Below are 13,254 nucleotides of genomic sequence, written 5' to 3' on the forward strand. Positions count from 1 at the left end.
CGCGGACGGGTCCGTGTCGGCGACGCCTCAGGTGTGTGCTCATCCGTATTCTCTGTCGTCATCGACAGGCCCCGGAGTCCGTGCCCGAAGAGGCAGGAGGACCCGGGAAGTGTTCACCGGAATCGTCGAAGAGCTGGGTGAGGTCACCGCCGTCGAGAATCTCGACGACGCCTCCCGCTTCCGGCTCCGCGGCCCCATCGTGACCGAGGGCGCGCAGCACGGCGACTCCATCGCCGTGAACGGGGTCTGTCTCACCGTCGTCGAGCACGAGGGTGACGAGTTCACCGCCGACGTCATGGCCGAGACCCTCAAGCGCTCCAGCCTCGGCGCGCTCACCGTCGGCTCCCGGGTCAACCTCGAGCGCCCCACCGCCGTCGGCGCCCGTCTCGGCGGACACATCGTGCAGGGACATGTCGACGGCACCGGCCGCGTCCTGGCGCGCACGCCCTCGGAGAACTGGGAGATCGTGAAGATCTCCCTCCCCGCCGAACTCTCCCGCTACGTCGTGGAGAAGGGCTCCATCACCGTCGACGGCATCAGCCTCACCGTCGTCGAGGCCGGCCAGGAGCACTTCACCGTCAGCCTCATCCCCACCACCCTCGACCTGACCACCCTCGGCCACAAGCAGCCCGGCGACCCGGTCAACCTGGAGGTCGACGTCATCGCCAAGTACGTGGAGCGGCTGCTCGCGGCCGGTACGGGGGCCGACCGGTGAACTGGCTGAACTCCGAGGCGTTCACGCTCTTCGGCCAGCACATCCTCTGGTCGGACATGGTCGGCAACATCTTCGGTCTGGCCGGCCTCGCCCTCGGCTGGCGGCGCTCCCTGTGGAGCTGGCCGGTGCAGTTCGTCTCCGGCCTGATCCTGTTCGCCGCCTTCTTCGACCACCTGACCGGCAGCGCCGGCAAGCAGGTCGTCGTCATGGTCGTCGCGGCCTACGGCTTCTGGCAGTGGAACCGGGGCAAGGACAAGGCCGCCGACGGCCACATCACCCCCCGCTTCGCCACCTGGCGCGAGCGCGGCGCCATGATCGCCGCCGCCGCCGTCGGCACGGTCGCCGTGGCCCTCCTCTTCAAGGCGTACCCGAGCCTGTCCTGGGACCCCTGGCCGGACGCCTACATCTTCGTCGGCACCATCGTCGCGATGTACGCGCAGGCCAAGGGCATGATCGAGTTCTGGATCGCCTGGCTGCTCGTCGACCTCGTCGGCGTCCCCCTCAACTTCGCCAACGGCTACGCCTTCTCCGGCTTCGTCTACGTCATCTACGGCGCACTCGTCCTGTGGGGCATGCGCGACTGGTGGCTGCGCTCCCGCAGGGACCCGCAGCCCGCACTGGAAGGAGCGCCGGCATGACCTCGGCACCGCCCCTGTACGGCACCCACGACATCGAGGACTTCACGCTCGACCCGGTCGAGCGGGCCATCGCCGACATCGCGGCCGGCCGCCCCGTGGTCGTCGTGGACGACGAGGACCGGGAGAACGAGGGCGACCTCGTCATCGCCGCCGAGAAGGCGACCCCCGAGATCGTGGCCTTCATGATGAGCGAGTGCCGGGGCCTGATCTGCGCCCCCATGGAGGGCGAGGAACTCGACCGGCTGCGCCTGCCGCAGATGGTCGAGGACAACACCGAGTCGATGAAGACCGCGTTCACCGTCTCCGTCGACGCCTCCGCCGCGCACGGCGTGACCACCGGCATCTCGGCCGCCGACCGCGCCACCACGCTCCAGCTGCTGGCGAGCGGCACCGCCGAGCCCACCGACCTGGTCCGCCCCGGCCATGTCTTCCCGCTGCGCGCCCGGCCCGGCGGCGTCCTGGTCCGCAACGGCCACACCGAGGCCGCCGTCGACCTCGCCCGGCTCGCGGGCCTGCGCCCGGCCGGCGCCATCGTGGAGATCGCCGGCGAGGACGGCCGGATGCTCCGGCTGCCCGAGCTGATCCCGTTCGCCCGCAAGCACGGCCTGACGATCATCTCCATCGAGGACCTGATCGCCTACCGCAGCGGCAGCGAGCCCACCGTCCGCCGCGAGGCCGAGACCCGCCTGCCCACCCGGCACGGCGCCTTCACCGCCTACGGCTACCGGGCCGCAGCCGACGGCGTCGAGCACGTCGCCCTCGTCCACGGCGAGATCGGCGACGGCGAGGACGTGCTGGTCCGCGTCCACTCCGAATGCCTCACCGGCGACGTCTTCGCCTCCCTGCGCTGCGACTGCGGCCCCCAGCTGGACACCGCACTGGAGCGCATCCAGGAGGAGGGCCGGGGTGTCGTCGTCTACCTGCGCGGACACGAGGGACGCGGCATCGGCCTGCTGTCCAAGCTCCGGGCCTACGAACTCCAGGAGCAGGGCCACGACACCCTCGACGCCAACCTCGAACTCGGCCTGCCCGCCGACGCCCGCGACTACGGCGCCGGCGCGCAGATCCTCGCCGACCTCGGCGTGCGCAGCGTCCGGCTGATGACCAACAACCCCGACAAGACCGACGCGCTGCTGCGCCACGGACTCAAGGTCACCGGCCGCGAGCCGATGCCGGTCCAGGCCGGCGAGCACAATCTCCGGTACCTGCGCACCAAGCGGGACCGGATGGGGCACGATCTGCCCTGGCTCGACACGCCCGCCGTGGCTGCCTCCGCCGGCACCTGCGGCAACCAGTAAGCAAGAAGCACTTAGGAGAGACGTGAGCGGCAAGGGTGCACCGGAACTGTCCGTACGCAACGTGAGCGACCTCAGGGTCGCCGTCATCGCTGCGCAGTGGCACGACAAGGTGATGGACGGTCTGGTCGACGGCGCCCTGCGCGCCCTGCACGACCTGGGCATCGACGAGCCCACTCTGATCCGGGTCCCCGGCTGCTTCGAGCTGCCGGTCGCCGCCAAGGTCCTCGCGGGCCGCGGCTACGACGCCGTCGTCGCGCTCGGCGTCGTCATCCGGGGCGGCACCCCCCACTTCGACTACGTGTGCCAGGGCGTCACCCAGGGCCTCACCCAGGTCTCCGTCGAGACCGGCGTACCCGTCGGCTTCGGCGTCCTCACCTGCGACACCGAGGAGCAGGCCCTGGACCGGGCCGGCCTCGAAGGCTCGAACGAGGACAAGGGACACGAGGCGGTGACCGCCGCGGTCGCCACCGCCGCGACGCTCCGCTCAGTATCCGAACCCTGGCACTGAGGAGCGACCCGCACCGCGTAGGGTGGGCTCCACCATGTCCAAGAAGACGTTCGAGGAGCTCTTCACCGAGCTCCAGCACAAGGCCGCCCAGGGCGATCCCGCCACCTCCCGTACCGCAGAGCTGGTCGGCAAGGGCGTCCATGCCATCGGCAAGAAGGTCGTCGAAGAGGCCGCGGAGGTCTGGATGGCCGCCGAGTACGAGGGCAAGGAGGCGGCCGCCGAGGAGATCTCGCAGCTGCTCTACCACGTCCAGGTGATGATGGTCGCCCGCGGGATCTCCCTCGACGACGTCTACGCCCACCTCTGAGCCACGCCGGCTCACACCCACACCACTCAACGCGAAGGAAGCCGACCTCATGCTGCGCATCGCCGTCCCCAACAAGGGTTCCCTGTCCGGCCCTGCGGCGGACATGCTGCATGAGGCCGGCTACCAGCAGCGCCGCGAGTCCAAGGAACTGCGCATCGTCGACCCGGAGAACGAGGTCGAGTTCTTCTACCTCCGCCCCCGCGACATCGCGATCTACGTCTCCACCGGCCGCCTCGACATCGGCATCACCGGCCGCGACCTGCTGATCGACTCCGGCGCCCAGGCCGAGGAGATCCTGCCGCTCGGCTTCGCCCGGTCCACCTTCCGCTTCGCCGCCAAGCCCGGCACCGCGAACGGCATCGAGGACCTCAAGGGCAAGACGGTCGCCACCTCGTACGAGGGGATCGTCGCCGGGCACCTCGCCGACAGCGGCGTCGACGCCTCCGTCGTCCACCTGGACGGCGCCGTCGAGACCGCGATCGAGCTGGGCGTCGCCGAGGTCATCGCCGACGTCGTGGAGACCGGCACCAGCCTGCGCAACGCGGGCCTCGAGGTCTTCGGCGACCCGATCATGACGTCCGAGGCGATCGTGATCCGCCGCACCGGCGCCGACGCCGACGAACCGAAGGTCCAGCAGTTCCTGCGCCGCCTCCAGGGCGTCCTGGTCGCCCGGACCTACGTGATGATGGACTACGACTGCCGGGTCGAGCAGCTGGAGAAGGCCGTCGCGCTCACTCCGGGCCTGGAGTCCCCGACCGTCTCCCCGCTGCACAACGAGGGCTGGGTCGCGGTCCGTGCCATGGTCCCCGCCAAGGAGGCCCAGCGGATCATGGATGACCTCTACGCCATCGGCGCCCGGGCCATCCTCACCACGGCCATCCACGCCTGCCGCCTGTAGAGGGAAACGCCGACCGATGTCCGATCAGCCCACCCTGCCCGTCACCTTCCGGCCGGGCCACACGCGCGCCGTCCTGCTCACCGCCGGTGTGGCGATCCTCCTGGTGATAACCGGTGTCGCGCTGCTGCTGGAGCAGCTCGGCCCCGGGGACCGGCTCACCTTCATCCTCACCGGGGCGCTCATCTTCGCGGTCCTGGCCCTGCTGGCCCGGGTCAAGGTGGTCGCCGACGAGTCCGGCGTCACCGTGGTCAACATCGTCAGCAAACGCCGTCTGGCCTGGGCGGAGATCCTCCGGGTGAACCTCCGCCCCGGCGACCCCTGGGTCTTCCTCGACCTCAGCGACGGCACCAGCCTGCCCGCGCTCGGCATCCAACCGGGCATCGCCAAGGCGCGGGCCATAGCGGACGCCCAGGCCCTGCGCACGCTCGCCGAGGCACGCTCGGACACGTCCGCCCTGCCGCACCGGCCCAGGTCTTGATTAATCTGGTGGGCGGAGGCCTCTCGCTGCGCCTCCGCCCCTGCGCTCCGCCCGGTGCCCAGGGGTTCCTGCTACCCGAGGAGTGACTCCCCCCGGCGATGGACGGATCGTCCTGTAGTACCTGCGCCATCCCCTCCCGACATAGCGGGAAGGCGGTGGCAGCGTGACCATCCCCCTGCTGCTCCTAGGAGCGGCGTTCCTGCTGATTCTCGCCAACGGATTCTTCGTGGCGGCCGAGTTCGGCCTGGTGACCGTCGAGCGCCAGGACGCCGAGAAGGCAGCCGCCGACGGCGACGCCCGCGCCCGTACGGTCGTGGAGTCGCTGAAGGAGCTGTCCTTCCAGCTCTCCGGCACCCAGCTCGGCATCACCATCACCTCCCTGGTCGTCGGCATGCTGGCCGAGCCGGCTCTGGCCGAGCTGCTCAACGGCCCGTTCGGCGCCCTGGGCATCCCCGAGGGCGCCGCCTCCGGCATCGCCGTCGTCGTCGGCATGCTGCTGGCCTCGGCGATCCAGATGGTGGTCGGCGAACTCGTGCCCAAGAACTGGGCCGTCTCCCGGCCGCTGCAGGTCGCGCGCTTCGTCGCCGGCCCCCAGCACCGCTTCGCCCGCCTGTTCCGCCCGGTGATCTCGGCGCTGAACACGGTCGCCAACCGGCTCGTGCGCGCCCTCGGCGTCGAGCCCGCCGAGGAGCTGGCCTCCGCCCGCACCCCCGGCGAGCTGGTCTCCCTGGCCCGGCACTCGGCCCAGGCCGGCGCTCTGGAGCAGGACACGGCCGACCTGTTCGTCCGCACCCTGTCCCTGGGCGAGCTGACCGCGCAGCACGTCATGACCCCGCGCGTGAAGGTGAGCGCGCTGCAGAACTCGGCCACCGCCGAGGATGTGGTCAACCTCACCCGGGCCACCGGACTGTCCCGCTTCCCCGTCTACCGGGAGAAGATCGACGAGATCGTCGGCATGGCCCACCTCAAGGACGCGCTGGCCGTCCCGGTCCACGAGCGGCTGCGCACACCGGTCAGCCGGATCGCCCGCAAGGCGCTCCTGGTCCCCGAGACCCTGCCGGTCCAGCCGCTGCTCGCCCGGCTGCGCAGTGAGCAGCCCATCGCGGTCGTCGTGGACGAGTACGGCGGCACGGCCGGCGTGGTCACCCTGGAGGACATCGTCGAGGAGCTGGTCGGCGAGGTCCGCGACGAGCACGACGCCAAGGACATGCCCGAGCTGGCCCCCGCTCCGCCCGAGGACGGCAGGCCCGCCTGGGACGTCGACGGCGGCTGCCGCGTCGACATCCTCCAGCGCATAGGCCTGGAGGTGCCCGAGGGGCCGTACGAGACCGTCGCCGGCCTCGTCGCCGATCTGCTCGGCCGGATCCCGGCCCCCGGCGACCGGGCCGAACTGCCCGGCTGGCGGCTCTCGGTCCGCCAGGTCGACCACTATCGCGCCGAACGGGTCCGCCTGGTCCGCACGGCGCAGGCGGCGAGCGCGCTGGAGGCCGCCCGATGAGCGTCCTCCAACTGGTCTTCGCCGCGCTGCTCGTGCTGGCCAACGGCTTCTTCGTCGGCGCCGAGTTCGCGCTCGTCTCCGTCCGCCGCAGCCAGATCGAACCGCTCGGCACGGCCCGGGCCCGCCAGGTGCTCTACGGCCTCGAACGGCTGCCGCAGATGATGGCCGCCGCCCAGTTCGGCATCACCGTCTGCTCCCTGACGCTCGGCGCGGTCGCCGAGCCCACGGTGGCGCACCTGCTGGAACCGCTGTTCGAGTGGATCCACCTGCCGGACGGCGTGATCCATCCGCTCGGCTATGTCATCGCCCTGGCCGCCGTGGTCTTCTTCCACCTGGTCATCGGCGAGATGGTGCCGAAGAACCTCGCCATGGCGGCGCCCGAGAAGGCGGCGCTCTGGCTCAGCCCCGGTCTGGTCTGGTTCGCCCGCCTGTGCAGGCCGATCACGGTGTCACTCGGCGCCTGCGCCCAGGGCATCCTGCGGCTGTTCCGGGTGGAGCCGAAGGACGAGGTGGAGGCGGTCGTCACCACCGAGCAGCTCAACCGCCTGCTGGAGGACTCCGGCCAGGCGGGCCTCCTCGGCCCCGAGGAGCAGGAGCGCCTGGAGGACGCCCTCGAACTGGGTTCCCGCCCGGTGACGGACGTCCTGCTGCGCCGGGAGACCCTGGTCACGGTGGCCCCGTCGGTCACCCCGGGGGAGATCGTCGAGCTGACGGCCCGCACGGGCTACTCCCGCTTCCCGGTCGCGGCGACCGAGAAGGGCCCCTTCATGGGGTACGTGCATGTGAAGGACGTCCTCGACCTGGAGGACTCGGAGCGGGCCGTACCGCAGCACGTCTGGCGTCCGATGGCCACGCTCCGCGCGGAGCTGCCGCTCGACGACGCCCTCACCGTGATGCGCCGGGCGGCCACGCACCTGGCCCAGGTGGCCGACGCCGCCGGCAAGGTCCTGGGCCTGGTCGCCCTGGAGGACGTGCTGGAACTGCTCGTCGGCGAGGTCCGGGACCCGGCGCACCGGGACATGCCGGAGCCCAGGGTGAGCGGGGAGCCGGAGGAGGCGCTGGCCACCTAGGCCGGACGCCGGCAGCGGGCGCGGGAGAACCGGCCGGTTCCCCGCGCCCCTGCGGGCGCCGCTACAACCCCGGCGGGTCCTGCGGCCCCCGCCCCGACAGCACCTCTCCGTACGCCTGCATCAGATCCGGCAGCCGCAGCGTCGCCAGGTCCGCCCGGGACAGTGCCCCCGCGTACGTCGACAGCCGCAGGTCCCGGTACGCGCAGCTCTTCTCGTACAGCGTCCGCAGGAACCGCCCGTTGCCCAGCTCGTCGATCCACCCCTGGTCGACCACGTGCCCGGCGATGGACCGCAGCTCCTCCAGCGCCTCCTCGTCCCAGTGGTCCCGGTTCTCCGCCGCGAGCACCTTGCCGATCTCGGTGAGTTCCTGCGGCCGGTAGGACGGGAAGTCGACGCGGGTGGTGAAGCGGGACGACAGGCCGGGGTTGGCGGCGAGCAGGCGGTCCATGCCCTCCGGATAGCCGGCGAGGATCACCACCAGGTGGTCCCGGTTGTCCTCGGCCCGCTTCAGCAGCACCTGGAGCGCCTCGTCGCCGTACGCGTCCCCCTTGCCGTAGCCGGAGTTGGACAGCGAGTACGCCTCGTCCACGAACAGCACCCCGCCGATCGCGGAGTCGATCAGCTCGTTGGCCTTCACGGCCGTCTGCCCGAGGTACTCGCCGACCAGATCGGCCCGCTGGGCCTCGACGAGGTGGTCGCCGCCGAGCAGCCCCAGCGCGTAGAAGACCCGCCCGAGGATCCGTGCGACCGTGGTCTTCCCGGTCCCCGACGGCCCGGAGAAGACGAAGTGCCGTTTCGGGGGCTGCACCGGCAGTCCCTGGCCGGCCCGCAGCCGGGCCATGTTCAGCTGCGCCGACAATGCCTTGACCTGGCGCTTGACCGGTTCGAGCCCCACCATGCGCTCCAGTTCGGCGAGCGCTTCCTCCAGTAACGCGGGGTCGGTCGGGCCGGCCGGGATCGGTGAGCCGCCCGTCGCGGGCACCCCCGTCCTCAGCCGCACCGCGGGATCGCCCACCGAGGGCAGCGGCCCGGTCGGCAGATCGGGCTCCGGCAGCCGCAGGTCCCGGCCCTCCATGCCGAACAGGGGATCGAACCCGTCAGGCCCGTCCACCGCGTCCTGCCCGGCGCCGGTCAGCGTGATCGCGGCGAGGTCGGCCACGTCCTCGTACCCGTCGCCCTCGGCGATCGCGGCGAGCCGGGCGGCGGTGTCCATGAACGCCGGGTCGACCCGGTGCACCGCCCGGTACAGGGGGAGCGCCGCGGCGCTGCGGCCGGTGCCCTCATGGGCGCGGGCCAGCCAGTACCGCAGCTCCTTGCGCTGCGGCTGCTCGCTGCGGCATCTCATCAGCGCCGCCGACAGCAGGGGTTCGGCCTGGCCGTACATCTCCAGCCGGACCCGGGCCATGCCGCCGAACAGCCCGGCCTCGATGCCGAGCATGGGGTCGTCGAGCAGCGGGTCGGTGTGCCGGACCAGCTGCTCCCAGTCCTTGACCAGATAGGAGCGGCAGGCGTGCAGGAAGCGGACCTGGGCGTCGGCGTCGACCGGGGGCAGTCCGGCGAGGGCGCGGTCAAGCTCGGGCACATGCCGGCCGTCCAGCCAGTGGGAGGCGTGCGCCAGCAGCAGGTCGCGCGGGCTCTCCAGCACCGGCTGCACCCACCAGCCCAGCCAGTACCAGGAGTTGAGGGTGCGGCGGTGCCGGGTGCGCTGTTCGCCGAAGCGGTCGCGGTGCCGGAACATCCGCAGCAGCGCGGTGGTCGTGTCGACCCGGAGCGCGTGCAGTCCGAGCCAGGCGTCCGCCATACCCGGGTCCATCCGCACCGCGGTGCGGAACTCCTCCTCCGCCTGCGGATAGGCACCCATCGTGTAGGCGTCCACCCCCCGCAGCCAGACGAGGTCGGCCGGGGCCTCGGGGCCCTGCGTGCCGAAGTCCATCACGTCCCCCCACAGACCGTGCCCCCGTGGTTCACCACCGGGCGGTCGCCCGACGGCCTCCGCGTTCGAACCGCCGTGCCGCGGACCGGAGTTGCCGGTGCGCGAAGCAGCCGCTCGAAGGTCGCACCGAAGGCATCGTACCCGCGGTACCTCCGGGTACCGAAGGGTGCCGCACAGGGCGTTCGGCGAGGTGGGAGCAGACGGGGCGCACGGGCCTTCGTGACCCAGGGTGAGAGGGCGGGTGCGCGGGGCGTCCGGAAAAAGGGGTCCACGGGCAGAACGAAGCCCCCGGTCACGGGGGAACAACCGGGGGCTTCGTGTCATCGGGCGACTCCGAAAGCCGCACATTGAGAACGTAAGTCCTGTACGGCCCCTCGGTCAAGCAGAGTTGAGGCACTCGAAAAACTTGGCTCGCAAGGCTCTTCACACGTTCACCACATCGGAGACGGACCATCACTCAGGGTCACAGCGGGCCCGATTCCGGGTGCCGAGGCGGGTCCCGGCAGCACCTCGTACCCCTCCTGTCGCTGCCGCACCAGGAGATCGGCATGGGGGCGCGAAGGATCCGCGGCGAAGTGCGCGTGCTCCGCCGAGACCCAGCCGTCCCAGAACTCCCGCTGCTCCGCGCCGTCCCGCCGCCGGCCGCGCGCCCACGCCTCCTCCCGGGGCAGTTCCATCCACAGCAGCCGGGCCAGATACGGGCGCAGCGCACGGCGGCCGGCGCCGACGCCCTCGATCAGGACGACGGGTGCGGCCGGCAGCGGGCGCGGCGGCCCGAAGGCGCGGGCATGCCAGTCGTAGGGGGTGAAGCGGGCGCTCTCGCCGCGCGCCAGGGGCTCGATCACCTGGGTCAGGAGGCGGCCGGTCCAGGCGAACAGCTGCTCATGGCTGGCGATGTCGTCGAGATGTAGCACCGGAGCCCCGCCCAGGGCCTCGGCGAGCCGGCCGGCGAAGGTGGACTTCCCGGAGCCCGCGTGCCCGTCGACGCCGATCAGCCGGACCGGCCCCAGCGAGGGAGGGAGCCCGCGCAGCCGGGCGGCGAGGTCGTGAATGGCGATTCCCAGAGGTGTGGCTGGTGTGAAGGTTTTCCACGAAACAGTCTAGAGGCGGCCCGGGGCCGCCGGATCGCCGGTCCCGCCGCCCCGGAAAAGTCTCGCCTTGAACCATCGGCCGGCGGCCGGCCAAGGGCATCGATAAACATTCCGAATCGCCTGACCGATATGTCGAAATCGGCGTTCCGGGTGTGGTCCACGCTGAGTAAGGTGCCTCCTGCGCAACGTGATGCGCCGAACGCGCGACGGGCAGGGGGACATGGCCGCGGAGTTATTCGAAGGGCACTATGTGTGGCATCCGGCGGCCGACGACCGGGCCCTGGCGAGCGCATGCGTCGATGTGCGCGCCGGGCGTTATCGGTACGCCCATGAGGCCCTCGCCGAGACGCGCTCCGACTTCGCCCTGCGCGCCCACCGCTCGCTGGTGCTCGCCTCCGAGGCGGCCGGCACCGATCTGGTGGAGCGCTGGCTCGCCGAGGAGCCGACCCCCGATGCCTCGCTGATGTGGGCCCGGGTCGCCGTGCAGCGCGCCCTGCGGGCGGCCGACGCGCGCGACGGCCGCGCCGAGGCGCTGGAGCGGATCGCGCTGACCGCCTGCGACCGGGCCGCCGACGAGGCCCCGGGGGACCCCACCCCCTGGGTCGCCCGGCTCGCCATGGCCCGGCTGCACCGGCTGCGCGACCCGGCGCCGCAGGGCCTGCTCACCGCGCCGCCGGGGCCCTGGCGGCTGTTCGCGCACATCCTGTCCCTCGACCCCTGGCACCGCGAGGCACACCACCGCTTCCTGTCCTGCTTCTTCACCCGGTACGGCGGCTCGGTCACCGCGGCCTGGGACGTGGCCGCCTTCCTCAGCCAGCGGGCGCCCGCCGACTCCGTCTTGCGGCTGTTGCCCCTGGTGGCCCTGGTGGAGAGCTACAACCCCACCCAGCTGCTCGCCGACCGGGTGTGGGAGCAGCCCCAGTGGCGCTCCACCGCGCTGGCGATCTACCAGAACTGGCTGCCCGCGGCGAGCGGTTACCGCTTCACCCCGGTGCTCGACCTGGCCTACCTCGCCCACGCGCTGGTCATGGGCCAGCGCGAGTTCGAGGCCAGGGCGGTCTTCACGGCGATGGGCCCGTACGCCTCGCGCATGCCCTGGAGCGCCTTCGGCGACCCCGCCGAGCAGCTCTCGCGGGCCCGGCGTGTCTGCGGACTGCCCGTCCCGGGACCTGGCTGATCTTGTTCGCCCCTCTGTTCCCATCGAGCCGCCCCACCGAACCGTCCCTGCGCACCGTCCCCCGAACCGCCCCATCGAGAGAAAGGCCGATCTGTGTCGGAACGGATGTCGACTCACCGGGCGCCCGCCCGCGCGGCGGACACCGTCGTGCTCGACGATGACGCCACCCTGCACGCGATGGGTTATCCGCGGAAACTCACCCGGCGCTTCAAGGCGTTCGACAATTTTGCGATCTCCTTCACCATCATCAATATCCTCTCGGGTATTTTCTCGTCCTTCGGATTCGGAATGAACGCGGGCGGTCCGCGCATTCTCGTGTTCGGCTGGATCGGCGTCTCGGTGATGGTGCTGCTCATCGGCGCCGCCATGGCGGAAGTCGCCTCCGCCTATCCGACGAGTGGCGCCCTCTATTTCTCGGCCGGCAAACTCGCCAAACGGCACAAAGGCGCCTGGTCCTGGTTCACCGGCTGGCTGAACTTCGTGGGCCAGATCGGCGGTACCGCCGCCACCGGCTATGCCGCCGCCACCTTCATCCAGGTCTTCGTGCACCTGCAGTGGCCCTCCTACCAGCCGACCGCGCACCAGACGGTGCTGATCACGGCCCTCATCATCGTCCTGCAGGGGCTCGCCAACACCTTCACCGTGCAGCTCGTCGCCGTACTGAACCGTATTTCCGTGTGGTGGCTGCTGATCGGACTCGTCGTGATCGTGGGTGCACTCATAGTGATGCCCGATCAGCATCAGCCGGCGTCCTTCGTCACGCATTTCGAGAACAACACCGGCTTCACGAGCGGGCTTTACGGCGGCATGCTCGGACTGCTGGTCACCAGCTGGACCTTCACCGGGTTCGACGGCAGCTTCCACATGTCGGAGGAAACCGTCCAGGCGACGGTCAGCGCGCCGAAGGGCATCACCCGCGCCATCGGCTATTCCGCGATCGCGGGACTGATCCTGATGCTGGCACTGGTCTACAGCATCGGCGACTACGGCAAGGTGGCCGGTGCCGCCGCGCCGCCGGTCCAGATCCTCATCGACGGCCTCGGCCTGCGCACCGCCAAGGTGATGCTGCTCCTCGTCATCGGCGCGATGCTCTTCTGCGGTCTCGCCAACCTCACCAGCAACACCCGGCAGATCTTCGCCTTCTCCCGGGACGGCGCCATGCCCGGTTCCCGCTGGTGGCACTCGGTCTCGCTGCGCACCCGTACGCCGGTGAAGGCGGTGTGGCTCGCGGTCGCCTGCTCGCTGGCCCTGGTGGTGCCGGGCTGGTGGTCGCACACGGCGTTCACCGCCATCGTCAGCGTCAACGTGGTCGGGCTGTTCCTCGCCTACGCCGTTCCGATCTTCCTGCGGCTGCGGCTCGGTGACGCGTTCCAGCCAGGCCCCTGGCACCTGGGCCGCTGGGGCAGGCCGATCGGCTGGCTCGCGGTGGTCTGGATCCTGCTCAGCAGCGTCCTGTTCATGCTGCCGCAGGCCTCCCCGATCACCGGCGACTCGTTCAACTACGCGCCGATCGCCCTCGCCGTCGTCCTGCTGGTGGCCACCGTGTGGTGGTTCGCCACCGCCCGCCGCCGCTTCCAGGGGCCGGTCAGCTACGGCCGTCCCGACGAGGTCGCCGCGATGGACCTGGTCTGACCGCGGCACCC

General features: G+C 71.2%; 13 protein-coding genes. 11 read left to right on the forward strand and 2 right to left on the reverse strand.

Annotated elements, in window-relative coordinates:
* Positions 1–109: 109 nt before the first annotated feature.
* The 9 genes from ACF073_RS19720 to ACF073_RS19760 all read left to right on the forward strand — a co-directional run bounded on the left by ACF073_RS19720 (position 110) and on the right by ACF073_RS19760 (position 7,410).
* Positions 110–715 (forward strand): riboflavin synthase, encoded by a 606-nt coding sequence (locus tag ACF073_RS19720; protein WP_392071601.1) that lies wholly within the window; start codon positions 110–112, stop codon positions 713–715.
* Positions 712–1,353 (forward strand): nicotinamide riboside transporter PnuC, encoded by a 642-nt coding sequence (locus ACF073_RS19725; protein ID WP_392071603.1) that lies wholly within the window; start codon positions 712–714, stop codon positions 1,351–1,353. The genes ACF073_RS19720 and ACF073_RS19725 overlap by 4 nt, the downstream gene beginning before the upstream one ends.
* Positions 1,350–2,651, forward strand: coding sequence for a bifunctional 3,4-dihydroxy-2-butanone-4-phosphate synthase/GTP cyclohydrolase II (locus tag ACF073_RS19730; RefSeq protein ID WP_392071606.1), 1,302 nt, complete (start codon positions 1,350–1,352; stop codon positions 2,649–2,651). Before ACF073_RS19725 ends, ACF073_RS19730 begins: the two co-directional genes overlap by 4 nt.
* 22 nt (positions 2,652–2,673) lie before the next feature.
* Positions 2,674–3,159 carry a 6,7-dimethyl-8-ribityllumazine synthase gene (gene ribH, locus ACF073_RS19735; protein WP_392071608.1) on the forward strand — a complete coding sequence of 162 codons (486 nt, stop codon included), beginning with the start codon at positions 2,674–2,676 and terminating at the stop codon, positions 3,157–3,159.
* Between the two features lie 34 nt (positions 3,160–3,193).
* The gene (locus ACF073_RS19740; RefSeq protein WP_019983911.1) at positions 3,194–3,466 is read left to right on the forward strand and encodes a phosphoribosyl-ATP diphosphatase; all 273 of its coding nucleotides are present in this window, start codon (positions 3,194–3,196) and stop codon (positions 3,464–3,466) included.
* A 49-nt stretch (positions 3,467–3,515) separates the two neighbouring features.
* On the forward strand, positions 3,516–4,364 hold the full coding sequence (gene hisG / locus ACF073_RS19745) for an ATP phosphoribosyltransferase (RefSeq protein WP_392071610.1): 849 nt from the start codon (positions 3,516–3,518) through the stop codon (positions 4,362–4,364).
* 16 nt (positions 4,365–4,380) lie between these two features.
* A complete protein-coding gene (locus tag ACF073_RS19750) occupies positions 4,381–4,842 on the forward strand; it encodes a PH domain-containing protein (RefSeq protein ID WP_392071611.1) in 462 nt (153 codons plus the stop codon).
* A 163-nt stretch (positions 4,843–5,005) separates the two neighbouring features.
* Positions 5,006–6,340, forward strand: a complete 1,335-nt coding sequence (locus ACF073_RS19755; RefSeq protein ID WP_392071613.1) for a hemolysin family protein — start codon at positions 5,006–5,008, stop codon at positions 6,338–6,340.
* Entirely contained in the window at positions 6,337–7,410 is a 1,074-nt protein-coding gene (locus ACF073_RS19760) for a hemolysin family protein (RefSeq protein WP_392071615.1), read from the forward strand. The genes ACF073_RS19755 and ACF073_RS19760 overlap by 4 nt, the downstream gene beginning before the upstream one ends.
* 61 nt (positions 7,411–7,471) lie before the next feature.
* On the opposite strand, the gene ACF073_RS19765 is transcribed toward ACF073_RS19760, so the two are convergent.
* Positions 7,472–9,343 carry an AAA family ATPase gene (locus ACF073_RS19765; RefSeq protein ID WP_392071617.1) on the reverse strand — a complete coding sequence of 624 codons (1,872 nt, stop codon included), beginning with the start codon at positions 9,341–9,343 and terminating at the stop codon, positions 7,472–7,474.
* Between the two features lie 431 nt (positions 9,344–9,774).
* The gene (locus ACF073_RS19770; RefSeq protein WP_392071757.1) at positions 9,775–10,395 is read right to left on the reverse strand and encodes a uridine kinase; all 621 of its coding nucleotides are present in this window, start codon (positions 10,393–10,395) and stop codon (positions 9,775–9,777) included.
* A gap of 259 nt (positions 10,396–10,654) precedes the next feature.
* On the opposite strand from ACF073_RS19770, the gene ACF073_RS19775 reads away from it, so the two are divergent.
* Both ACF073_RS19775 and ACF073_RS19780 read left to right on the forward strand, forming a co-directional pair.
* Positions 10,655–11,611 (forward strand): hypothetical protein, encoded by a 957-nt coding sequence (locus ACF073_RS19775; protein WP_392071619.1) that lies wholly within the window; start codon positions 10,655–10,657, stop codon positions 11,609–11,611.
* A gap of 105 nt (positions 11,612–11,716) precedes the next feature.
* Entirely contained in the window at positions 11,717–13,243 is a 1,527-nt protein-coding gene (locus ACF073_RS19780; RefSeq protein ID WP_392071621.1) for an amino acid permease, read from the forward strand.
* Positions 13,244–13,254 lie beyond the last annotated feature (11 nt).

It is taken from the genome of Streptomyces sp. NPDC015171, from assembly GCF_043079545.1.
In the GTDB taxonomy this organism is placed as follows: Bacteria; Actinomycetota; Actinomycetes; order Streptomycetales; family Streptomycetaceae; genus Streptomyces.